Source organism: Streptococcus sp. DD12 (genome assembly GCF_001578885.1).
In the GTDB taxonomy this organism is placed as follows: domain Bacteria; phylum Bacillota; class Bacilli; order Lactobacillales; family Streptococcaceae; genus Streptococcus.
In genome coordinates, this window is record NZ_KQ969495.1 from 439,365 (window position 1) to 463,194 (window position 23,830).

Consider the following 23,830-nt stretch of genomic DNA (forward strand, 5'->3'; position numbering starts at 1 on the left):
TTTTTAGTCTGTTTAACGCTTTCATTCGAAGGATTGTGCATTTTGTTGCTGAAATGCCGTCAAATCCGACAAGGCCCGCTGGGCGATTTTTTCATAACGCTCTTTTTTATCACGAATTCTTGGCCCTTCCAACTCCTTAATAATCCCAAAATTGACATTCATCGGTTGGAAATGTTTGCTTTCTGTGTGGGTGATATAGTGAGGAAGAGCCCCAATAGCCGTCGTCTCAGGAAAGACAAGCGCTTTTTCTCCTTTAAAAAGGTTTGCAGCATTGATACCAGCCACTAACCCTGAGGCTGCTGATTCAACATAGCCCTCCACACCAGTCATTTGGCCTGCAAAAAAGAGTTGGGGATTCTTTTTGGTCGCAAAGGTTGGCTGCAAGAGATTAGGCGAATCCATATAAGAATTGCGGTGCATCACCCCATAACGAACAAACTCAGCCTTTTCCAGGCCAGGAATCATAGAGAAGACTCGCTTTTGTTCCCCCCATTTGAGATGGGTTTGAAAACCGACGATATTGTAAAGACTGCCAGCAGCATTGTCCTGACGGAGTTGGACCACTGCGTAAGGCGTTTTGAAGTCTCCATCGCGCGGACCTTTATAATCTTCTGGGTATTCGAGACCGACGGGCTTCATCGGGCCATAGAGCATGGTTTTTATACCACGTTTAGCCATGACTTCAATGGGCATACAGCCTTCAAAATATTTTTCTTTCTCAAAGCTGTTAAGTGGCGCTTCTTCGGCGGTTGTTAATGCTTCATGAAAAGCCATAAATTCTTGCTTGGTCATGGGGCAGTTGAGATAGGCTGCTTCTCCCTTATCATAGCGCGATTTGAGATAAACCTTATCCATATCGATAGAGGCTTTGTCAATAATCGGGGCTGCAGCATCGTAAAAGTAAAAGCCGTCACCACCATTTAGGGCATGGATTTTCTCTGCCAAGGCATCTGAAGTCAAAGGACCTGAGGCAATCACGACAATACCATCCAAGGGAATATCTGTCACTTCTGCACGGATGACTTCAATGAGCGGGTGATGGCTTACTTCTTGGGTCACTGTGTCAGAAAAGCCGTCACGGTCTACTGCTAGAGCACCGCCTGCTGGTACGCGCGTGGCTTCTGCTGCCCGCATGATAACAGAGTCCAGTCGGCGCATCTCCTCTTTGAGCAAACCGACAGCATTTGTCAAACTATCACCTCGAAGGGAATTTGAGCAAACCAATTCCGCAAATTTATCGGTCTTATGTTGAGGGGTTGGCTTGACACCACGCATCTCATAGAGTTTGACCGGAATCCCTCTTTTGGCAATCTGATAAGCCGCTTCGCTTCCAGCGAGACCAGCTCCGATGACGGTAATAAAATCTTTGGTCATAAGGTCCTCTTTCTTAGACATAGTGCTTTCATTATAGCAAATTTTCAAACGAAAAAAGCCAGAAAAGTCTGGCTTTTTACCGGATGATAGATTTTACTTTTTGGGCCAGAGGTGTCAAGGCAAGTCCCATCCCTATCAGGATACTAAGACTATTCAGCGTAAGGTCTCCCAAATCAAAGACGCCTAAATGGAAAACATACTGACAGCCTTCCACCAGAAGTATTCCCACTATGGCCAAAGGAAGGGTTGATAAACGCTTGGGCAGTATCGCTCCCAATGGGATAAACATGATGGCATTCATCACAGGAACAAAACGCCCACTATACTGAAAATCACTAACAAAAGAGAAAAAATCCAAACTTAAGCCTTGTTTACCAATATTTTTAAAAAACAAGACGTAAATCAAACCTAAAAAGTAAATGGTATACAGACTGACTACGGTCTTACTACTTATCTGACGGCGCCTACAAAATGTGAAAAAACAATAAAAGGTATAGGTCAAGATCAAGACGATGATACTATGCAGTCCCATGGTAAAAACCAGCCCATAGTGATTGATATGCCGCATGTAGGGGATGACAAAGGTTTTAAAGGCCCAAAAAGACAGCATAAAAGAGAGGAGGGTTGTCCCTATGAAGTCAAGTGGATGAATTTTTTGCACAGTCATCAGCAAGCCCTCCCTAGCATTTTCTATCAGCCTAACACAAAAAATTAAAGAAGGCTTAGGGAAACTCTGCTTTTAATGGGTTACTTAGCACGGAAAAGGTCACAGCCAAGTTTAAACTCAAAAAAACTGGATGACTCCAGTTTTTACCTTATTTTTTACGTTTTTCTTGGCTTTTTTAATTTTGTTGGCTTGCCGTTTCATGGCTTGCTTCATCGCAAAAGAACCAACCTTCCCTTTAAGACCACCGCCCAGCATTTGACTAAAGTCCATATCTCCGCCAAGCGCCGAAAGGTCAGGCATCCCATTGCCACCCATACCTTGAAGAGCGGACATGTCCATGCCGTCTAGACCAGGCATATCTTTCGGAAGATTATTAGGGTCAATGCCCATCTGACGCATGGCTTTAGTCATATCACCAGACATAACACCTTGCATCATGCTCTTGGCTTGATTGAAATCTTTGATAAACTTATTGACTTCGACAAAGGAGTTTCCTGAACCAGCTGCAATCCGACGGCGACGGCTAGGATTGAGCAAGTCAGGATTTTCCCTTTCAGCTGGGGTCATCGAGTAGACAATAGCCTTGCGACGGGCGATATCTTTTTCGTCGATTTTCAGATTTTTAAGCGCTGGATTGCTCGCCATGCCTGGTAGCATCTTGAGAATATCTTCCATAGGACCCATATTCTGCATTTGTTCCAATTGCTCAATAAAATCATTGAAATCGAAGGTGTTTTCCCGCATCTTCTCTGCCAATTCGGCAGACCGCTTTTCATCGTACTCTTGACTAGCTTTTTCGATGAGCGTTAAGAGGTCACCCATCCCCAGGATACGACTGGCCATCCGGTCAGGATGGAAGGTCTCGATGTCGGTGATTTTTTCACCAGTACCGGTAAACTTAATGGGTTTTCCAGTGATTTCACGGACAGATAGGGCCGCCCCACCACGGGTATCCCCATCAATCTTGGTTAAGATAACACCTGTGACTTCTAACTGGGCATTGAATTCGCGAGCCACATTGGCCGCTTCTTGACCAATCATGGCATCGACAACTAAGAGAATTTCATTTGGTTGAGCGAGTTCTTTGACATCTTGCAGTTCCTGCATGAGTTTTTCATCAATTTGCAAACGACCTGCTGTATCGATGATGACATAGTCATTGTGTTGTTCTTTTGCAAGAGCGAGACCCTGGCGGACAATCTCTGTCGCCGGTTGCTCAGTCCCCAAATCAAAGACAGGAACGTTGATTTGTTGGCCCAGTGTTTTGAGCTGATCAATGGCTGCTGGCCGATAGATATCAGCTGCAATCATGAGCGGGCGGGCATTTTCTTCCTTGATGAGTTTGTTGGCTAACTTCCCTGCAAAGGTTGTTTTACCGGCCCCTTGCAAACCAACCATCATGATAATGGTCGGAATTTTTGGTGATTTTTCAATCACAGCCGTCTCAGAACCCAAGATTTCCGTTAATTCTTCATTAACGATTTTAACGATTTGTTGCGTCGGGTCCAAGGTGTCAATAATTTCATGACCGACTGCTCGTTCACGAACCCGTTTGATAAAAGTCTTTACGACTGGAAGTGCAACGTCTGCTTCCAGCAAGGCCAGACGAATTTCCTTAGTGACTTCTTGAACATCTTTTTCAGATAATTTTTTCTTACCACGAATATTTTTGAAAACACCTTGTAAGCGTTCTGTTAAACTTTCAAATGCCATCTTATTCTCCTAATCTTTATTATCAATACTGTTTAATACTTGCAGTTGCTCCTGAAGAAAAGAATCTTCTGGATAGCGTAAGGCTAACTGATCGAAAATCTCACTCCGTACAATATAATCCGAATACATATGGAGCTTGCGCTCATAGTCTTCAAGAATTTTTTCGGTACGTTTGATATTATCGTAAACCGCCTGACGACTGACGCCAAACTCTTCCGCAATTTCCGCTAAGCTGTAATCATCCGCATAGTAAAGCTCAATGTAATTCATCTGCTTATCCGTCAAAAGGGCCGCATAAAACTCAAAAAGAGCGTTCATTCGGTTTGTTTTTTCAATTTCCATAAGGCATATTATAGCAAAAAAAGCCAGCAAACACTATTGCAATACTGGCTTTTCTAAAAATTGATCGTTATCGGAAGCGTGGTGACGTATATAAATATATGTTGGTTAATTATTTTCTAAATAAAACTCAAACCGGTCGGCCACATATTGACTTTTTACAAATTCAAAGGCTTGCCCATCTGTGAAATAAGTCATTTGCCTAAGGCCTAAAATAGCGTCTCCTTGCTGGATCTCAAGGTATTCCGCCACTTGTTGGGAAGCTAATTGGGCATAAATGGTTTGCTGCGACTTTCCAATCTGGTAGCCATTATCGCCAAGCGTCTGAAAAAAGTGGCTCGTAATCGATTCCTTATCCATATTCTTGATAAATTTTTCGGGGATGGCAGCCACTTCAAAAACGACAGGCATTTGATCGGCATAGCGCACCCGTTCCATCCGAATAATATAAGAATGCGCCGTAATGCCTAGGTTCTTGACTTCCTGCTCGTTGGGGTGGACCCGCTCGTAGGAAATAAGGCGACTGGAGGGCGTCCGCCCCTGTGATTTGACAATCTCCGTAAATGACGTTGTCACCCGCATGGTCTCACGAACCTGTGAGCCCACGACATAAGTCCCAGACCCCCTACGGCGCTCTAGTAGGCCCTCATCGACCAAAAGACCGATTGCTTGGCGCATAGTCATCCGACTAACCCCAAAATCATCCGCCAAGTCTCGTTCACTCGGTAGGCGAGAGCCGATACGCCACTCCCCCTTATCAATCTCATCACGCAAGCGGTCGTGAATCTGTATATAGGCTGGTAACATGTGACCCCTCCTTGTCCTACCCTTCATACTACCAAAAATTATCCCCTAGGAAAAGCAAGAAGCGTTTTTTGGCTAAAGTGAGGCAAAAGCGCAAACTTTATGCTAAAATAAGAGTATCTCTTTGAATTGAAAGGAAAGCCATGACTGCTAATGCCCCTCAGCTTGCAGCTGTTGAAAAAATCATCGTTCTGGACTATGGTAGCCAATACAACCAATTGATTGCTCGCCGTATCCGCGAATTTGGAGTTTTTTCTGAACTAAAAAGTCACAAAATCACGGCCGACGAAGTCCGTGCCATCAACCCCATCGGTATCGTCCTCTCTGGAGGCCCTAACTCGGTCTATGCAGAAGACGCTTTTGGCATTGACCCCGAAATTTTCGAACTTGGTATTCCAATACTTGGTATCTGTTACGGGATGCAACTTCTTACCGATAAACTTGGTGGTAAGGTTGTTCCTGCTGGCGAGACTGGAAACAGCGAATACGGTCAATCTACTCTGCGTTTGCAAGCAAGGTCCGCTCTTTTTGACGGGACGCCTGAAGAACAAACTGTTCTCATGAGCCACGGGGATGCGGTGACAGAGATTCCAGCTGGCTTCAAACTAGTTGGGGACTCTGAGGACTGCCCTTATGCGGCTATCGAAAATGCTGAGCGCCAGATTTACGGAATCCAATTTCACCCTGAGGTACGTCACTCTGTTTACGGAAATGACATTCTTAAGAACTTTGCCCTCACTATCTGTGGCGCAAAGGCTGACTGGTCTATGGACAACTTCATCGACATGCAAATCGCTGAAATCCGTGAAAAAGTCGGTGACCGTAAGGTCTTGCTAGGCCTATCAGGGGGTGTTGACTCTTCTGTCGTTGGTGTCCTCTTGCAAAAGGCTATTGGCGATCAGTTGACCTGTATCTTTGTTGACCATGGTCTCTTGCGCAAGGGTGAAGGCGACCAAGTCATGAACATGTTGGGAGGCAAGTTTGGCCTTAATATCATCCGTGTGGATGCGTCTAAACGCTTTTTAGACCTTCTAGCTGGCGTTGATGACCCTGAAAAGAAACGAAAAATTATCGGTAATGAATTTGTTTACGTCTTTGATGATGAAGCCAGCAAGCTCAAAGGGGTGGACTTCCTAGCGCAAGGCACCCTTTATACCGACGTGATTGAATCAGGAACAGAGACAGCACAAACTATCAAATCACACCACAATGTCGGTGGTCTGCCTGAGGACATGCAGTTTGAACTTATCGAGCCTCTCAATACCCTCTTTAAGGACGAGGTTCGTGCCTTAGGAACTGCACTTGGCATGCCTGATGAAGTCGTTTGGCGCCAACCTTTCCCAGGACCTGGACTTGCTATTCGTATTATGGGTGAGATTACCCCAGAAAAACTCGAAACGGTTCGCGAATCCGATGCTATCTTGCGGGAAGAAATCGCCAAAGCAGGTCTTGAGCGTGATGTTTGGCAATACTTCACTGTTAATACAGGTGTTCGCTCCGTCGGTGTTATGGGAGATGGACGCACCTATGACTACACCATTGCCATTCGTGCCATTACTTCTATTGATGGCATGACCGCAGATTTTGCACGTCTACCATGGGATGTCCTCCAAAAAATTTCTGTTCGCATCGTTAATGAAGTTGACCACGTCAACCGCATCGTCTACGATATCACCAGCAAACCACCTGCTACTGTCGAATGGGAATAGTGTTAATAAACTTATAAAGGCTTAAAATTAAGGTTTTTAGCCTTTTTCTTTTGTTAATAGCACCAGAAATTAACTATCAAAAAATAAGGTCCACCTGGTCTCTGCAGTTATTCTTTAGCCTGACCGCTTTCTGTATCATAAGTCTCCTGTTTCCCCACGCCAACCACTTTCTTGGGTATCCGAATTTTCTACCCTAAAGGAACTGCCCCTCACCAATCCATCATTATCAAAGTAATTTTCTCCGATAAAATATATACTTTGGGATATACAAAAGGCTAGGTTTTTGCCCTAGCCTTTTTTCTCTTTTATGCTTTCTTGCAGTTTGTTGATATGGATGGTCAGGTAGACTTGCTCGTCTCGGCTGACTTTTTGGGCAAAGTTTGTGTCCACGTATTGAACAATTTTCTGCGTGGTCGCAAAAGCTTGCGGGTAGTTGAGAGCGATTTGTTCATAGAGGAAGCTATCTCCCTCCTGAGGATTTCCACCTTTTATCACGCGCTGGGCAAAATAATGGAGGTGGGTGCGAAAGCGATCGTAAACCAAGCTCTCCTCATCGCTAGATAGGGGCAAACCCAAGTCTAAGCGCACAATATCCATAATCTCAACCACAATGCGTTGCAGGGTTCGCCCTTGGCCATTTAAACCCAAATCTTTTTGACCATTGAGAAAATGAAGAGCGATATTGGCCACTTCTTCCTTGGGGAGCAAAATGCCGAAATCCTGATTGAGTAAATCAACTGCTTTTTGAGCTAATTGGAACTCTCGCGGGTAGAATTTTCGGACTTCCCAAGTTAGCGGGTTTTCAATAATAAGACCTTCTTGGCTACGCTCGATAGCAAACTGCAAATGGTCAGCTAGCGCTATATAGAAATTGGCTTCAAAGGGACGTCCAAGCTCTTCTTCAGCCATCTCAATAATTTTTAGAACACTAGACAAGGTCGCACTATCTATTGTCACGTGGATGCGAGAGAGCTCTGACGACCCATTGACATCATCTAGTACAAAACGCTTTTCAATCGCTGTCTCATCCAAGTTGTCTCCAGCTTTCTTTTGAAAGCCAAGTCCCTTACCCATGTAGACATATTCTTTTCCATCATGGAAGGCAGAGACAACATTATTGTTATAAACCCGTTCTATTTTCATGGTTGTCTCCTATTTTCGGTACATTTTAAATTGTAGATAAAGGTCGTTATAGATGCCAAGCCACTTGAGACCTAGATTTTGGTAGACCTGTAAGCGTGACATGGTGGCTTGATTAGGGTAAAAAGCCGGGTCATTTTTTACAGCATCAGGCAAGAGGGCTTTGGCCTTGGCATTAGGTGTCGCATAGCCGATATAGCTGGCATTTTGTGCAGCATTTTCTGGCTCGAGCATGAAGTTGATAAAACGGTAAGCTTCCTTGATATGCTTGGCTGTTTTAGGGATGACCAAGTTATCAAACCAGAGGTTGCTTCCCTGGCTTGGCACAACATAATGCAAATGACTGTTATTATCCAACATCTCACTGGCTTCACCTGAGAAGGTTACCCCGACTGCGGCTTCACCATTGATCATATAGTTTTTCATTTCGTCACCAACAATGGCCTTGATATTAGGCGTTAAAGCCTCCAGATGCTGAGTAGCTTCTTTAAGTTGGGCCATATTTTTACTGTTGACGTTATAACCTAAACTGTTGAGCGACAGCCCTAGAACCTCACGGGCGCCATCATAAAGAAGAATATTGTCGCGATAAGTCGGTTTCCAGAGATCAGACCATTCTTTGGGGACTTCTCTGACCAGTTGGTCATTGTAGACAATTCCCAATGTTCCCCAAAAATAAGGAATAGAATAATCATTGTTGGGATCAAAAGATAAATTTTTAAAGGTGTCAGAAATGGCATCGAAGCCTTTGATTTGTGACTTGTCCAGCTTGAGCAAGAGATTTTCCCGCTTCATCTTATCAATCATATAGTCACTTGGAACCGCGAGGTCATAAGTAGTCCCCCCTTGATTGATTTTGGTGTACATGGCTTCGTTGGAGTCAAAGGTCTGATAATCCACGGCAATGCCGGTTTCCTTGGTGAACTTTTTAAGCAAACTAGGGTCGATATAATTCCCCCAATTATAAATCACCAGGGTCTGGTCTCCGCTTTGTTTTTGACTCTTGTTTTGCATGAACCATAGTCCCCAAAATAGGAGGACGCAGATGGCTAGAATACCGCCAAAAAAGGCTGATAACTTATGCATGGTGCTCCTCCTTTCGGCCGGAAATCAGGTAGTAGCCGATGACCAAGAGGATGGAAAAGAGAAAGACTAGGGTTGACAGCGCATTAATCTCCAAGGAAATGCCTTGACGTGCTCTGGAATAAATCTCCACAGACAAGGTTGAAAACCCATTTCCCGTCACAAAAAAGGTCACGGCAAAATCATCGAGTGAATAGGTAAAAGCCATGAAATAACCTGAAATTAAGGCAGGGGTTAAAAATGGCAAGAGGACGCGACGCAAGACCTGCCAAGAGCTGGCCCCCAGGTCATAAGCCGCATGAATCATGTCGTCCTCCATTTCTTGTAAACGAGGAAGAACCATCAGGACAACAATCGGTATGGAAAAGGCCACATGGCTCATGATGACAGATAGCCAACCCAGCTGAAAACCTAAATAGGTAAAGAGAATCAGAAAACTGGCCCCAATCATCACGTCTGGTGATACCAAAAGCACGTTATTGATAGCTAATAGGGCGTCCCGATAGCGCCGTTTGGCATAGTAGATACTGATGGTCGCAATTCCCCCAATGATTGTAGCCAAAAGACTACTCAAGAAGGCTAGAAAGAAGGTCTGGAGCAAAATCACCAACAACCGCTGGTCTGAAAACAACTCCTGATAATGCGATAGGTTAACCCCCTTAAAGCCCGTCATTGTATCGCCACTATTAAAGGAGTAAGCGATCAAATAAGCAATCGGACTATAGAGCAAGATAAAAACGAGCCCAAGATAAAGTCTTGATAATGTCTTTTGCATGTCTTAGCGCTCCTTTGTCAACCAAGTGGTCGCCACCATGGCGAGAATGAGAATAACACCGATTGTTGCCCCCATTCCCCAATTCTGGGTGACCAAGAAATGTTGCTCGATGGCAGTTCCTAGTGTAATGACACGGTTCCCCCCAATCAGACGGGTCAGCATAAAGAGGCTCAGACTGGGAATAAAAACAGACTGGATGCCACTGCGAACACCATTTAAAGACAAGGGGAAAATGACCCGCCGAAAGGTCTGCCAAGTATTGGCACCTAAGTCCTGACTGGCATGAATAAGGTTTTGGTCCATGTCATCAAGCACGTTGAAAATGGGGAGCATCATAAAGGGAAGTTCGATATATGCAGCCACAAAAATAAAGGCGGCATCTGTAAAAAGCAACTGCTGGGGTGCCAAACCAAAGAAACCTAAAAAGGCGTTGATGGACCCATGTCGCCCTAAAATCCCCATAAAAGCGTAAGCTTTTAACAAGAGATTAACCCAAGTCGGTAAAATCACCAACATCAGCCAAAGCTGTTTGTGTTTTAATCGGGTTAACAAATAGGCGGCTGGGTAACTGATAAGCAAGGTCACTAGAGTGACGATTGCGGCATAAAAGACGGAGTTAAAGCCCATACGCAGATAGGTTCCAGACTGAAAGAAAGTCTGGTAATTCGTCAAACTAAAATGGCCTGCAGTATCAAAGAAAGACTGGACCGCCAAAAGCCCCATGGGAGCTAAAACAAAAAGAAAATCCACAACCAGTAAGGCACTAACAAAAATCGCTTAGCCGATGTCGTCATGGCGCTCCTCCTCGATGGCATTGATTAGCCCTTCTTCTGGTGCTTCCACGTCCACATATTCTTCGATACGGGCGTCGAATTCTTCTTCGGTTTCGTTGAGACGCATGATATGAATGTCTTCTGGGGCAAAGTTTAGACCAACCACTTCGCCCTCGATAGCTTTGTGACGGGAATGAATGAGCCACTCATTTCCCAGTTCATCATAAGCAATAATCTCATAATGTACGCCACGAAAGAGTTGGGTATCAACGGTCACCTGTAGCTTACCTTCGTCTGGTAGGGTCAATTCTAAGTCCTCTGGCCGAATGACCACCTCGACAGCCTCATTCGGACGCATTCCCCCATCTACAGCCTCAAAGGTCTTGCCATTAAAGGCGACTAGGTAATCTTTAAGCATCCGTCCTGGGATGATATTGGACTCGCCGATGAAATTGGCAACAAAGTGGTTAATGGGTTCATCGTAGATATCTACAGGCGTTCCAGACTGAACGATTTCCCCGTTGTTCATGACAAAAATCCAGTCACTCATGGCCAGAGCTTCCTCTTGGTCATGGGTCACAAAGATAAAGGTAATCCCCAAACGTTGTTGCAATTCCCGAAGTTCATACTGCATTTCCGTTCGCAATTTGAGATCTAGGGCTGATAGAGGCTCATCTAGCAAAATCACACGTGGCTGATTGATAATAGCCCGAGCAATGGCCACCCGCTGGCGTTGACCACCAGAGAGTTTTTGAATGGGGCGATTTTCATACCCCTCAAGCCTTACCATGCGTAAGGCTTCAAGAACACGTTCTTTGATTTCTTTGCGTGGGCGTTTTTGCAAGGTCAAGGAAAAAGCCACGTTCTCATAAACCGTCATATGAGGAAAAAGCGCGTAGTTTTGAAAGACGGTATGGACATCGCGTTTGTTGATGGGAAGGTTATTGATGACCTTCCCATCGAGTTTAATTTGCCCACTCGTAGGTTGCAACAGGCCAGCAATCAGATTGAGAATGGTTGACTTTCCACTACCAGAAGCGCCCAGCAGGGTATAAAAATTTTCCTTCTTCGAGCTCGAAGCTGACATCCTTTAGGACAACGGTACCGTTGTCTTCAAAAACCTTTGACACCTGTTCAAAGGCAATAATGGGTTGGCTCACGAGGACCCCCTTCTAGTCTTTTGACGTTTGGTATTCGCCAATCAGGCGAACCTCAGGTTCTAAGACAATACCTGACATGGCTTTAACTTCTTCAATGACGTGAGCAATGAGTTGCTCATAATCAGCCGCAGAACCATCGGCAATATTAATCATAAAACCGGCATGTTTCTGACTGACTTCAACCCCACCAATACGGTGTCCTTTTAAGTTCGCTTCGGTAATCAATTGCCCTGCGAAGTGTCCAACAGGTCGCTTAAAGACAGAGCCACATGAGGGGTATTCTAGAGGCTGTTTGAGTTGGCGTAAGTGGGTCAGACGCGCCATTTCTTGAGTGATTTGCGTATAGTCACCTGGTTGAAGACCAAACTTGGCTGAGATAACAATAGCCCCATTGTCTTGTAAGACAGAATGACGGTAACCAAAGGCCATATCTCGATTTTCAATGGTGACAATCTCACCATCGGCGGTTAAAACGGTTGCTGAGATTAACACATGGGCAATCTCTCCCCCGTAGGCACCTGCATTCATAAAGACAGCACCACCAATGCTACCAGGAATACCACAGGCAAATTCAAAGCCTGTGAGACTGTGGTATTGCGCTACTTTTGTGGTTTCAATCAGATTGGCCCCTGCCTCGGCTTCAATGACATAGCCGTCGACAGAGACACTATTTAGGCGGTCAAACATAATGACCATGCCACGGATACCACCATCGCGCACAATAATATTGGAGGCATTGCCCAAAATCATCCAAGGAATATCATGGGCCTTGGCGAAACTGATGAGGTATTTTAATTCATAGCGGTTACGGGGGAAAGCCAAATAATCAGCTGGTCCACCCACCCGTGTATAGGTATACTGTTTTAAGGGCTCATCAAAACGGATATCAATCCCTTTGAGCGTCGCTTGCATTTCTTGTTTCATCTTTTATCTTTCTTTACTAAAAAAAATCGGCTCAAAGCCGATTCCATTATAACAAATTTTCACCCTAAAAACGACAGGCAGGCCACGGAAAAAGATATTTTTTATAAGCGCTTTATATCGTCATTCCCAAGGCTTTTCAAGGCCTCGGCATAGGCAAGCCTTGTCTGTGGGTCTATAAGCTCCGGAGCCAGTTCCAACAAAGGAACTAAAACAAAAGGACGCACCTTAATATAGGGGTGAGGCAAGCGTAACCTTTCCTTGTCTAGAATTAAGTCATCGTAAAGAAGGATATCAATATCTAAGGTCCTCGGCCCCCAGTGGACCAAGCGTTTGCGACCAAAATCCGCCTCAATGGTCTGACAAGCTTCCAAAAGTTGTTCAGGTGTCAGTTGTGTCTCCAACAAGCAGACAGCGTTAATAAAATCTGCCTGGTCAGTCATCCCCCAAGCCTTGGTTTCATAATAAGAGGATTGCCCCAGCAGTTGGGTTTGTGGTAAGTTAGCCAATTTTTCGTAAGCTCCCTCTAGGGTAGCCAAACGATTTCCCATATTTGACCCTAAACCTAAATACACTCTAGCCATGACGTCGCCGACTCATTTCTATTCCGACTTGGTCATAATGACCTGCAATAGGTGGATTCTGTTTGCCGACACGCAACCAGACACTTGAGACTGTGGGAAAAGCCTCTAAAATCGCTTGAATGATATCCCCTGCCAAGGCTTCTAACAGTTGGTAACGCTTTGTTTCACAGTAGGTCTTAAGCAGGTTAAAAACTTCCGCATAATTTACCGTCTGCAGCAAGTCATCCGACTGGCTAGCCGCCGTCAGGTCAACTTCTAAGCGACAAGTCACTTCAAAGATTTGCCCAATAACTGTTTCCTCAGGTAAAACACCATGATAGCCGTAAAATCGGCACTTTTCTAAGAAGATCACATCCATCAATCCAACAAGCCTCCAATCACAGTCACCACATCTTTGTTGCAAGCAACATTATGCACACGAACAATCCGACAGCCCTTCTGCAAGGCCCAGGCAGATAAGGCTGCTGTTGCCTGATCACGCTCAAGAGGTTTCGTATCCCCCCCTAAGAGGGCATCGACAATCCGTTTTCGCGAAATACCAAACAAAACAGGGTAGCCCAGTTGGCAAACCTTGTCTAACCCTTTTAAGAGAGCCTTGTTTTGTTCAACATTTTTGGCAAAGCCAAAACCAGGATCCAACCAGATATAGTCTGCTGGAACACCGGCTTCACGAGCAGCTTGGGCCCTTTCTGCTAAAAAGTCGCAAACCTCTTGAGTGACATCTTGATAGCGATCATCAGTTTGATTATGCATCAAGATAATGGGCACTTGCCTCTCAGCAGCTAAAGCCAGCATCTGGCCGTCATAGAGCCCTGCCCAAACATCATTTAAAATATCGGCACCTGCATCCAAGGCAGCACGAGCTGTCGCTGTCTTATAGGTATCAATAGAAACCAGACAATCAAAGCGCTCCTTAATCGCCTTGATAACAGGGACAATCCGAGAAATTTCAGTGGCTCCATCGACAAACTCAGCACCTGGTCGTGTAGACTCTCCGCCGACATCAATAATACTTGCCCCTTCTGCTAAGAGTTGCTCAACTTGCGCTAAAGCTGTTTCAACACTATCATAATTGCCACCATCCGAAAAAGAGTCTGGTGTAACATTGAGCACACCCATAATGGCGCTGTTCCCAGACAATGTGTAAGGTCCAATCTTCATCTTAGTCCTTTTCTATCAGGCTTAAAATCTCAGCACGCGCTTCTGGAGAAGTCTTGTAATCACCCAGAGCAACTGTCGTAATGGTTTTTGACCCAGGTTTTTTGATTCCCCGCATAGACATACACATATGTTCTGCTTCGACCATGACAAAGACCGCTCGTGGGGACAGGGCTTCATCGACAGCTTGGGCCACCTGTTGGGTCAAGCGCTCCTGAACCTGTGGGCGGCTGCTAGCCACTTCCACTGCTCGAGCTAACTTGCTCAATCCCGTCACACGGCCTTGATTTGGCACATAGGCCACATGGGCCTTCCCATAAAAGGGAACCAGGTGGTGTTCACACATGGAATAGAAAGGAATATCCTTGACTAGAACAGCCTCACCGTAGCCCTCAGAAAAAACAGCGGTAAACTCGTCTTTAGGGTCCTTGTGAAGCCCATCAAACATCTCAGCATACATCTTAGCCACCCGTTTAGGCGTCTCCAAAAGTCCCTCGCGTTGTGGGTCTTCTCCCATAGCTTCTAGCAAGAGATAAATCGCTTCTTGCATTTTTTCAAGATTCATGATTCCTTATTTTCTTCCTTTTCTAAAATATAGGCTCGCACTTGTGAGATAAAATACAACGAACCTGTAATCACGTAAAGTGTTTCCCCGGTATCTCCTAAAGCCTTATCTACCCAAGCTTTCCAGTTGTTTTCCTGCGCGTAAAGTTCAGGGTAATCCGCTAGAGCATAGGCCTTAGGGTACTCGAAAGTCGTTACGGTTACCGGTCCTATTTCGCTTAAGGCACTCAGCATATCACTAACTGGTTTGGTATTAATAGCCGCAAATAAAAGGGAAAGGGGGCGCTCATTTTCTGTCTTTAGGACGTCTATTAAGGCTGCCACGCTTTCGCGATTATGAGCCCCATCAACCATCAGATTGGGACGCAAAAACTCGGTTCGCCCTTGCCAGTGCGTTTGAGCAAGTCCCCGGCGAATGGCCTCATCAGACACAGGAAAGCCTTCCATCAATTGATGAATAGCCGCAAGCGCCAAGGCACTATTTCTCACCTGATGTTGGCCGGGCATACCAGGTGTCAGCCCTGTCAGAACAGTTTTCCCCTGTTTAAACGTATAAGTCCCATCTGAAGCTTTACTCATCTGAAAATCACGCCCAAATTGTTGACTTTTGCTCTGTTTTTTTTGAGCGGTTTCTTCAAACACGGTGATGACATCTTGGCGGTCAGCAACATACAAGAAAGGTTCTCTATCATGAAGCGCCCCTACCTTTTGATCTGCGATTTCAGCATAAGTTGCTCCAAGAATATCTTGGTGATCTAAGCCGATAGATGGGCACAGCAAGGCTAGAGGGGAAAAGACATTGGTCGAATCATAGCGTCCTCCCAGACCAGCTTCAACAAGGACAATATCGACAGCCTGCATTTCCCCAAAATACAAGAACATCATGGCTGTTATCAACTCAAATTCAGTGGCTGTACCCAGTTGGGTTTCCTTGGGGAGGCGTTCTGCCAAGGGTTTGAGTCGCTCAACCAGCTGGACAAGTGTTTCTTTTGCAATCATCTGTCCGTTGTAACTGATGCGCTCACGAAAATCAATGATAAAAGGCGAAGTGAAGGTACCGACACTGTATCCAGCCTGTCTATAGATGTGCTGCAAGTAGGAAACCGTAGACCCTTTACCATTTGTACCGACGATGTGGATGCCAGTCACCTTTTTTTCAGGATGTCCTAGTTGTTCTAAAAGCCAAGCCATCCGCTTAATCCCAGGTTTGATACCAAACTTGAGCTGGGCATGAATCCAGTCCAAAGACTGGTCGTATGTCAAACTATTCGTCACCGCTATCTCCTTGTTCTAGCAAAAAACTAGCGACGAAAAATTTCGGCTAGTTTTCATTGCCTAACAATATTTCCTTATTCGACGCGAATACCTTTGGTATCCACCGATAAAATATGACAACTCCCATCAAGTTGCAAGGCTTCGACCGCCTTCTTAAAAGCTGAGACCTGATCTTTTGAGATGATGGTCATAATGGTTGGCCCCGCACCAGAAAGATAGGTCGCATAAGCTCCCATTTCTTTAGCTGTTTGACGAACCGGCTCAAATTCTTTAACCAAAGGTTGACGGTATTTCTCATGGAACCGGTCTCTGGCAATGGCTTGCCCTGCTAGTTCCCAGTCACCTGCAATCATGCCAGCAACGGCCAGATTGGCAATCGCTGAAGCTGTAACGGCTTCCTTGTAGGGCAGTTCCTGTGGCAAGACCTTACGGCTATCAGAGGTCTTAAGCTCATAATTTGGAATAAAGGCATGAAAAGCAACTTCTGCCACGGGGGTTACCAAAGCAGAGACTTGGTCATCCAGACTTGCTGCAACGACCAAATTGCCATAAATAGCTGGTGCAACATTGTCAGGATGCCCCTCGATACGTGTTGCAATGGCTAATTTTTCCTTTGCTGACAGCTGAAGCTGCGCCAATTGATTAGCCAGTTCGATGCCGGCCACGATGACAGAACTCGAAGAACCCAATCCACGAGCCAGAGGGATATCTGACGTCATGATAATCCGATGAGGTTGCAATTCTGGTGCCACTTCTAAGGCTGTCGCAATCAGCAGGTTACGCGCATCGCTAGGAACGTCTTCTCCCAATTGGTGTTCAACCAACCATTCAGGACTTTCTTCAGCGATTGTGATGGTCAAATATTTGGAAACAGCAATCCCTACTGAGTCAAAGCCAGGACCAATGTTGGCACTGGTTGCTGGTACCGTAATTTTCATAGTTTACCCCTCAAGAACTTTGAAGTAGTTCAATAGTTGGACATCAGCTTTTTGGTTCAAATCTGATACGACATGTTGCAATTGCTCTTGGTTGAGGGCATGGGTCACAATGACAAGACGTGCCTTCCCTTCAACCGATTGCTGTTGAATGACTTGTGCCAGGGAGACAGATTGGGCGTTGAAAATTTCAGCTAACTCAATCAACTTCCCTTGTTGATCAGGTGTTTCCAAGGCAAAGTAATATGGACTGATCACATCTTCTGGACGAGCCAATTGGGTTGGACGATGGAATTCATTGAAACCTTTGCCAACATTGCCTTCCTTAATGCGACGCGCAATACGGATAATGTCAGCTGTAACCGATGCTGCGGTTGGTTTTTGACCAGCCCCTGGACCATAATACATGGATTCTCCCACACCGATAGACTCGACAAAGACCGCATTCATGACGTCATTGACATTGGCGAGTGGGTGAGACTTAGGCAAGAAAGTTGGTGAAACTTGGGCAGCAATCCCTGAAGGCGTCTCACGGATATCTCCCACGAGTTTAATGACATAACCCAACTGTTGGGCAAGCGCAACATCTTCTGCCGTAATGGTAGAAATGCCTTGGTGGGTCACATCATCTAAAGTAATGGTCATACCAAAACCAAATTGACTAAGGATGACGGCTTTATAGGCAGCATCAATCCCCTCAACATCGTTGGTTGGGTCACTTTCCGCATAGCCAAGTTCTTGAGCAGTCTTAAGAGCTTCCTCATAGGACCAGCCTTCTTCAACCATTTTGGTTAACATAAAGTTTGATGTCCCATTCAAAACACCCAAAATACGGGTAATCTTGTCAGAAGTCAATGAATTAGCCAGCGTACGTAAAATCGGAATACCACCAGCAACCGCTGCTTCATAATAGAGCGCAAGGCCCTTTTCAGCCGCCAAATCAATCAACTCTGCCCCATGGGTGGCAATCAAGTCCTTGTTGGCTGTGACCACATTTTTACCAGATTCTAAAGCCTTACGAATAAAGGTGCGAGCCGGTTCAATGCGTCCCATCAGTTCCACAACGATAGAAATACTGTCATCTGCTAAAATGTCTTCGACGTTGGTAACAAAGTTATAGTCATTTCCCGCTGCTAAAAGACGTGCTTTTTCCTCTTCATCCTTGACCAATACTTTAGCAATTTCCAGCTGGCTACCAGATGCAGCGGTAATCTTTTCTTGGTTCTCTGTTAACAAAAAGGGAATGCCGCTGGCAACTGTACCAAAACCGAATAATCCAATTTTAATCGTCATGCTATCTCCTTAGCTTATGTGTTTTCTCATATTGTACCAAAAAAATCCTTTCAAGGACAGTTAAACCCACATCCTTTATGATACAATTAAGGTATTCTTTTTTATTTTTTCGGAAAGGAGCCCTCATGTCCTCACAGTTATGGGAGAAGTTTCTGGCGAATCAACGCTTACGGCGCTTGGTTGTCTTGGTGGCACTATTGTTAGCTATCTACGCCTTACGCAGTTTTGTCAGTCTTTTCTTGCTCATCTTCGTCTTCGCTTATGCCGTTTACCGTTTGGAGCAAATGATTCACAAAAGGTTTAAGATACCTTCAAAAATCATTGTTTTAGCAACTTATGCAGTCATTCTGGGTCTCATGTATCTGGGGATTACCCGTTATCTTCCGGTTCTTATCAATGAATCCATTTCCTTGATTGACAAACTCTTAGCCTACATCAACCACCCCCCTAAAGACCTTGAAATCGTATGGTCTTACCTCAAACGCTATATTAGCCAGGATAATATGGAAACCCAACTAAAGAATGGGGCCTCCATTTTACTAGCCTCGCTAACAACGGCTACCAACATAGGGAAAACCTTCCTTTTAGCTTTCTTTTTGTCCTTTCTTTTTAGCTTTAGCCGTCAGCACTTAGTGACTTTTTCTAAACAGTTTTTAAAAGGTCCCAATGCCTGGCTATTCAAGGATATTCAGCATTATGGGAAAATTTTTACCGACTCTTTTGGTGTCGTCCTGGAAACACAGATCGTCGTCGCCTTTTGTAACACCATTCTGACCACACTCTGTCTGTATCTGATGGGGATTCACCAACTGATGGCCCTTGCCTTGATGATTTTTATCTTGAGTCTCATCCCTGTGGCAGGTGTCATTATTTCCGCTGTGCCGCTCGCTTTTGTGGCCTATAGCGTCGGCGGAATGAATTACATTTTTTATGTCATTATTATGCTAGCCATTGTCCACGCTTTTGAAACCTACATCATCAATCCAAAACTCTACTCAGATAAGACAGAGCTACCCACTTTTTATGTCTTCTTGATTTTACTCCTAGGAGAACACTATCTGGGAGTGTGGGGTCTTATCATCGGTATCCCTATTTTCTTATTCGCCATGGAAACCCTAGGGGTCTCTTATCAAAAACAAACCAAATCAGTCGCAAAAGGAGAAAACTAATTTATGCAGGCTAGAAAACATCGCCATAAACGTCGTCTCAATAAACGTGGCAAAACTGCCCTCTTCCTTCTTATTCTTGCCCTTGTGGGTCTTGGGTATTGGCTAGTTGCTGGATTGGGACAAGCCACACGCCAACAGACAGCTAGCTCGACTAATTCTTCCAGTAGTGCCTCCCAAAACAACTCTGCCAAAACCGAACAGGTCAACTGGGTCAAACAAGATAGCGAAGTTAAGCTGCCTATTCTCATGTATCATGCGGTCCATGTCATGGCGGCTGAAGAAGCTGCAAATGCCAACTTAATTGTCGACCCAACCACTTTTGACAGCCATATCAAAGCGCTCAAAGATGCAGGCTACTACTTCCTCTCCCCAGAAGAAGCCTATAAGGTGCTCACGGAAAATGTCCTGCCAAACAATAACGCAAAGATTGTTTGGTTAACCTTCGATGATGGGAACTTAGATTTTTACACGGTTGCCTATCCCATTTTGAAAAATTACCAGGCCAAAGCAACTAATAATGTCATTACCAACTATGTCGAAAACGGGAATGCCGCCAATATCACAGTTGCTCAGATGCTTGAGATGAAAGAAAATGGCATGAGTTTCCAAAGCCACACGGCCAACCACCCAGACCTTAGTGCCACGGAAACGAGCCAATTGGCAACCGAATTTAGCCAATCAAAAGAGTTCTTAAACAGCCAACTCAACCAAGACACCATTGCCCTTGCTTACCCATCCGGGCGCTACAACGATACTGTCACTTCTATCGCTAGCCAGTACTATAAACTAGCCGTCACCACAGATGAAGGTGTCGCTACAGCAAGTGATGGGCTCATGTCCCTCAAACGCGTCCGCATTTTACCTAATACGACCGCCGATGGGCTGTTAAATCAAATTGGATAGTTAAAAAACCCGTCCACTAGTGGACGGGTTTTTGTGTCTTGTTTACTTCATCAGGCCTTGTCAGCCAGGGCTTGTGAAGCTGTAATAACGGTCAGTTTATAGACATCGTCTGCGTTACAACCGCGAGACAAGTCAGATACTGGTTTATTGAGACCTACTAGGATAGGGCCAATGGCGTCATAACCACCCAAGCGTTGCACCAATTTATAGCCAATATTTCCAGCTTCAATATTAGGGAAAATGAGCACGTTTGCTTGCCCTTTTAGAGGACTTTGAGGCACTTTTTTCATGGCAACCACTTGATTAACAGCGGCGTCTACCTGTAATTCCCCATCTAACAGTAAATCTGGACGAGCTTCCTGTGCCAGACTAGCTGCTTTAGCAACTTTATCAACTGCAGGGCCCGAACCACTTCCCTTGCTAGAGTAGCTTAAGAGCGCCACTTTAGGGTCGATATGGAACATTTTCGCCAAATCGGCTGCCCCTGTTGCGATACCAGCTAAGGCCTCACTATCTGGATCGATATTGACCGCGCAATCACTAAAAATCATGCGGTGTTCTGCTTTTTCCATGAGAAAGGCACCTGAGGTGCGCGTGATGCCAGGTTTCGTCTTGATGAGCTGTAAGGCAGGACGTACCGTATCGGCCGTTGTGTAGACAGCTCCGGATACCATCCCATCAGCATAGCCCGCATATACCAAGAGCACCCCAAAATAGTTGGGCTGTAGGAGCAAATCGTCTGCTTCTTCAGCAGTGACTTTCCCCTTGCGACGGTCCAAAAGTGCTTCTTTTAATGGCTCACGCAAGTCACTAGTGCTTGGATCAATGACAGTAAAGCCTTCAATGATGCCATTGCCATTGAAGTAGGCCGTCACTTGACTGACATCTCCGATCAAGACCGGATGAACAAGGCGTTCTTTAACCAAACGCAAAGTCGCTTCTAAAATACGATCATCTTCAGATTCAGGAAAAACAATTTTTAATTGGGTCCCATTCAGTTGTTGGGCAAGTGTATCGATAATTGACATAAATTATCCTTTCATGAGTGAAATTGTTATAAAACGGCTTGGAAATCCTGAGGAATTTCCTGGTCGCAAGTTAACAAACGTTTCTCAAAGGGCTCAAAAAAGTCCAAATGATGACAATGAAGGGCCTGGCGTGTGATGCCAAGGTCCATTCGTCCCCCATAAAGGTCATCGCCTAAAAGCGGAAAGCCTAGATGGGAAAAGTGCACACGAATTTGGTGGGTGCGTCCTGTGTGTAGGCTAACATCCACCAAAGTGACTGGCCCTAGACGCTGAACGACTCGATAGCTAGTGTGCGCATACTTGCCAGAAGGGTGGACACAGCGCGTGATGATACTATCTTCTGGACGTGCAATAGGTTCGATAATCTCCCCATAATCAGGCAAGTCACCGTCACCAGAAACCAGGGCAAAGTAACGCTTATTGATGCGCTTAGCCTGTAGCTGTTTATCTGCTCGGGCATGCGCATACCCATGCTTGGCAAAAAGCATGAGCCCACTGGTATCTTTGTCCAGACGAGTCACGATATGTATTTGATGGTTTTCATAGCGCTGACGTTCATAATACCCTTTGACCGCATTGGCCATAGTGTGACTATGTAAAACACTGGGAATCGAGGCAATGCCATAAGGCTTGTTAACCACTAGAAAATGCTCATTTTCAAATACGATATCTAGAGGGAAGTCAGTACTCTCTAACTGTGCATTACCGATTTCAGCAGGAATCTCAATGGTTACTTGATCGCCAGTTTCCAAGACGTAAATAGCATTTTGTTCGATTCCATTGACTAAAATCTTGCCCCCTCTAAATTTCACTTTCGCCAACAATCCCTTGGAAACCTCGTGGCCTTTGAGAAAGGTTTTGACCTGACAGGGTCGGTCAACTGTAAAATCAAATCTCATTATTCTTCGACCTCACCGATAAAGGCATCACGCACCCGTTCCCAAAAGCTGGTGTGGTTTGGTGTAGCCACAAATGAAATTTTTCTTCTGTCTAGTTTAAAGGTCAACTGGGCCACATTTTTAAAATTATAGGTTTTATTGTCTACTGACAAGGTATAACTGCCCGCTCGTTTTGGAGTGATTTGAATTTTTTCATTTCTCGGGACAATGATTGGGCTACCTAAGGTACGGTAGACGCGATTGTTGAGGCTAGCTAATTCTGTCAATTGAAGTGCTTCAATTGTCGGATGCAAAACCGCTCCACCCAAAGATTTATTGTAAGCCGTTGACCCTGTAGGTGTCGAAATAGCCAAGCCGTCACCACGAAAACGCTCCAAAAAATTGCCATTTAGTTCGACATCTGCCACCATTGTTTTTTCATAGCGCTTGATAGCGGCTTCATTGAGCGCCCGGGTCGAAAAAAGTCTTCCATCTTGTAAAGTGGCTTCGATTTTTAAAACCGGATAAGAAACTTTCCCCCCACGGTCTTGGCGCAAATTTTCCACCAATTGATCCACTTCAAAATCACGGTAATCGGTATAAAACCCTAAATGACCGGTATGAATTCCGACAAACCGCACACGGTCTAATTGTTTTTCATACATATGAAAGGCCGACAGGAGCATGCCGTCACCACCAATAGAAATAACAACATCGGGATTTTTCTTGGTCAAATAAAAGTCAGGGTCATCCCTAAGCAGTGCGAAAAGCCGTGAAGCCACACGCTTACTTTGGTATTTGCCATTAGCGATGATGGCGATTTTTTTCTTAGCGATAGATGTCGTCTGTGTCATCACTATTTCCTACTCCGTCCTTGATATGCCGATTGATGGGATCATATAACAGTTGCGCCTCTTGGATATCTTCTTTAATAGCACTCATTTCCTCATCCAGTTTGTAGGCCATTCGGGCCGCGTTTTCAAGACGTTCCTTAATGGCTTGGGGAAAATCTCCCTGATATTTGTAGTTAAGAGAATGCTCAATCGTCGCCCAGAAGTTCATGGCCAAGGTACGAATCTGTATCTCTGCTAACACGTCTTTGGGGCCGTTGATGGTATCCACCCGATAAGATATAATCACATGATAGGAACGGTAGCCGCTTGGTTTACGATTACTAATGTAGTCGCGCTCTTGCACCACCGTCATATCTGAGCGCCGTCTTAAGAGACTGACAACTTCTTGGATGTCCTCCACAAATTGCACCATCACCCGTAGACCAGCGATATCCTGCATTTCTTGCTCCAACAAGTCAGTGCCGATCCCTCGAAGTGCCATTTTTTCTTGAATGCTCTCCACGGATTTGACGCGACCTGTCACAAACTCAATAGCTGAGTGCTTCCCTTGCTTTCGAAATTGCTTACGAATCCCACGCAACTTGATTTTGAGTTCACCAACTGCTTGTATATAAGGGTCTAAAAATAATTCCCAGTCCATACTACTCCTTAGCCCGCTAATGGGGATGGTTTTCGGCTTGAATTATTTGGTCATTTAAGCCACAATGAATATAGCTATTATACCACAAACC

The 23,830-nt window shown here is 45.0% G+C and carries 23 protein-coding genes and 2 pseudogenes; 3 read left to right on the plus strand and 22 right to left on the minus strand.

Features of this window, described 5'->3' with window-relative positions; all coding sequences use genetic code 11:
* Positions 1-21: 21 nt before the first annotated feature.
* The 5 genes from trmFO to STRDD12_RS02130 all read right to left on the minus strand — a co-directional run bounded on the left by trmFO (position 22) and on the right by STRDD12_RS02130 (position 4,900).
* A complete protein-coding gene (gene trmFO / locus STRDD12_RS02110) occupies positions 22-1,374 on the minus strand; it encodes a methylenetetrahydrofolate--tRNA-(uracil(54)-C(5))-methyltransferase (FADH(2)-oxidizing) TrmFO (RefSeq protein ID WP_066914497.1) in 1,353 nt (450 codons plus the stop codon).
* A 76-nt stretch (positions 1,375-1,450) separates the two neighbouring features.
* The gene (locus STRDD12_RS02115) at positions 1,451-2,041 is read right to left on the minus strand and encodes a VanZ family protein (protein ID WP_066914502.1); all 591 of its coding nucleotides are present in this window, start codon (positions 2,039-2,041) and stop codon (positions 1,451-1,453) included.
* Positions 2,042-2,158: 117 nt separating this feature from the next.
* Positions 2,159-3,754 (minus strand): signal recognition particle protein, encoded by a 1,596-nt coding sequence (ffh, locus tag STRDD12_RS02120; protein WP_066914504.1) that lies wholly within the window; start codon positions 3,752-3,754, stop codon positions 2,159-2,161.
* Between the two features lie 9 nt (positions 3,755-3,763).
* Positions 3,764-4,096, minus strand: a complete 333-nt coding sequence (locus STRDD12_RS02125; RefSeq protein WP_066914506.1) for a putative DNA-binding protein — start codon at positions 4,094-4,096, stop codon at positions 3,764-3,766.
* 105 nt (positions 4,097-4,201) lie between these two features.
* Positions 4,202-4,900, minus strand: coding sequence for a GntR family transcriptional regulator (locus STRDD12_RS02130; RefSeq protein WP_066914508.1), 699 nt, complete (start codon positions 4,898-4,900; stop codon positions 4,202-4,204).
* 140 nt (positions 4,901-5,040) lie between these two features.
* Here STRDD12_RS02130 and guaA point away from each other — a divergent pair, with 140 nt between their 5' ends.
* A complete protein-coding gene (gene guaA, locus STRDD12_RS02135; RefSeq protein ID WP_066914510.1) occupies positions 5,041-6,606 on the plus strand; it encodes a glutamine-hydrolyzing GMP synthase in 1,566 nt (521 codons plus the stop codon).
* Positions 6,607-6,894: 288 nt separating this feature from the next.
* On the opposite strand, the gene STRDD12_RS02140 is transcribed toward guaA, so the two are convergent.
* The 13 genes and pseudogenes from STRDD12_RS02140 to STRDD12_RS02200 form a co-directional block, all read right to left on the minus strand.
* Positions 6,895-7,749, minus strand: a complete 855-nt coding sequence (locus STRDD12_RS02140; RefSeq protein ID WP_066914512.1) for a PRD domain-containing protein — start codon at positions 7,747-7,749, stop codon at positions 6,895-6,897.
* A gap of 9 nt (positions 7,750-7,758) precedes the next feature.
* Positions 7,759-8,832 (minus strand): ABC transporter substrate-binding protein, encoded by a 1,074-nt coding sequence (locus tag STRDD12_RS02145; RefSeq protein WP_066914513.1) that lies wholly within the window; start codon positions 8,830-8,832, stop codon positions 7,759-7,761.
* On the minus strand, positions 8,825-9,604 hold the full coding sequence (locus STRDD12_RS02150; RefSeq protein ID WP_066914516.1) for an ABC transporter permease: 780 nt from the start codon (positions 9,602-9,604) through the stop codon (positions 8,825-8,827). The genes STRDD12_RS02145 and STRDD12_RS02150 overlap by 8 nt, the downstream gene beginning before the upstream one ends.
* Positions 9,605-9,607: 3 nt before the next feature.
* Positions 9,608-10,398 (minus strand): annotated as a pseudogene (locus STRDD12_RS02155) (ABC transporter permease).
* A pseudogene (locus tag STRDD12_RS02160) lies at positions 10,382-11,537 on the minus strand (ABC transporter ATP-binding protein). Before STRDD12_RS02160 ends, STRDD12_RS02155 begins: the two co-directional pseudogenes overlap by 17 nt.
* A 12-nt stretch (positions 11,538-11,549) precedes the next feature.
* Positions 11,550-12,461 carry a UDP-N-acetylmuramate dehydrogenase gene (gene murB, locus STRDD12_RS02165; protein WP_066914518.1) on the minus strand — a complete coding sequence of 304 codons (912 nt, stop codon included), beginning with the start codon at positions 12,459-12,461 and terminating at the stop codon, positions 11,550-11,552.
* A gap of 101 nt (positions 12,462-12,562) precedes the next feature.
* A complete protein-coding gene (gene folK / locus STRDD12_RS02170; protein WP_066914520.1) occupies positions 12,563-13,042 on the minus strand; it encodes a 2-amino-4-hydroxy-6-hydroxymethyldihydropteridine diphosphokinase in 480 nt (159 codons plus the stop codon).
* Entirely contained in the window at positions 13,035-13,400 is a 366-nt protein-coding gene (folB, locus tag STRDD12_RS02175) for a dihydroneopterin aldolase (RefSeq protein ID WP_066914522.1), read from the minus strand. Before folB ends, folK begins: the two co-directional genes overlap by 8 nt.
* Entirely contained in the window at positions 13,400-14,203 is an 804-nt protein-coding gene (gene folP, locus STRDD12_RS02180) for a dihydropteroate synthase (protein ID WP_066914731.1), read from the minus strand. The genes folB and folP overlap by 1 nt, the downstream gene beginning before the upstream one ends.
* Position 14,204: 1 nt before the next feature.
* Complete coding sequence (gene folE / locus STRDD12_RS02185) at positions 14,205-14,768, minus strand: GTP cyclohydrolase I FolE (RefSeq protein WP_066914733.1); 564 nt, start codon at positions 14,766-14,768, stop codon at positions 14,205-14,207.
* Positions 14,762-16,027 (minus strand): bifunctional folylpolyglutamate synthase/dihydrofolate synthase, encoded by a 1,266-nt coding sequence (locus STRDD12_RS02190; RefSeq protein WP_066916184.1) that lies wholly within the window; start codon positions 16,025-16,027, stop codon positions 14,762-14,764. Before STRDD12_RS02190 ends, folE begins: the two co-directional genes overlap by 7 nt.
* A gap of 86 nt (positions 16,028-16,113) precedes the next feature.
* Positions 16,114-16,977: a homoserine kinase gene (gene thrB, locus STRDD12_RS02195; protein WP_066914735.1), complete on the minus strand. Its 864-nt coding sequence runs from the start codon at positions 16,975-16,977 to the stop codon at positions 16,114-16,116.
* A 3-nt stretch (positions 16,978-16,980) separates the two neighbouring features.
* Positions 16,981-18,267, minus strand: coding sequence for a homoserine dehydrogenase (locus tag STRDD12_RS02200; RefSeq protein WP_066914737.1), 1,287 nt, complete (start codon positions 18,265-18,267; stop codon positions 16,981-16,983).
* Between the two features lie 125 nt (positions 18,268-18,392).
* Between STRDD12_RS02200 and STRDD12_RS02205 the strand changes: the two genes are divergently transcribed.
* Entirely contained in the window at positions 18,393-19,436 is a 1,044-nt protein-coding gene (locus STRDD12_RS02205; protein WP_066914739.1) for an AI-2E family transporter, read from the plus strand.
* A 3-nt stretch (positions 19,437-19,439) separates the two neighbouring features.
* Complete coding sequence (locus tag STRDD12_RS02210) at positions 19,440-20,339, plus strand: polysaccharide deacetylase family protein (protein ID WP_066914742.1); 900 nt, start codon at positions 19,440-19,442, stop codon at positions 20,337-20,339.
* 50 nt (positions 20,340-20,389) lie between these two features.
* Here STRDD12_RS02210 and pta read toward each other — a convergent pair whose 3' ends face one another.
* Genes pta through STRDD12_RS02230 form a run of 4 tightly spaced genes read right to left on the minus strand, consistent with a single transcriptional unit; the run spans position 20,390 to position 23,739 of the window.
* Positions 20,390-21,367, minus strand: a complete 978-nt coding sequence (gene pta, locus STRDD12_RS02215; RefSeq protein ID WP_066914744.1) for a phosphate acetyltransferase — start codon at positions 21,365-21,367, stop codon at positions 20,390-20,392.
* A 26-nt stretch (positions 21,368-21,393) separates the two neighbouring features.
* A complete protein-coding gene (locus tag STRDD12_RS02220) occupies positions 21,394-22,266 on the minus strand; it encodes an RluA family pseudouridine synthase (RefSeq protein ID WP_066914747.1) in 873 nt (290 codons plus the stop codon).
* Positions 22,266-23,099, minus strand: a complete 834-nt coding sequence (locus tag STRDD12_RS02225; protein WP_066914749.1) for an NAD kinase — start codon at positions 23,097-23,099, stop codon at positions 22,266-22,268. Before STRDD12_RS02225 ends, STRDD12_RS02220 begins: the two co-directional genes overlap by 1 nt.
* Positions 23,074-23,739, minus strand: a complete 666-nt coding sequence (locus tag STRDD12_RS02230) for a GTP diphosphokinase (protein ID WP_066914751.1) — start codon at positions 23,737-23,739, stop codon at positions 23,074-23,076. The genes STRDD12_RS02225 and STRDD12_RS02230 overlap by 26 nt, the downstream gene beginning before the upstream one ends.
* Positions 23,740-23,830: the final 91 nt, after the last annotated feature.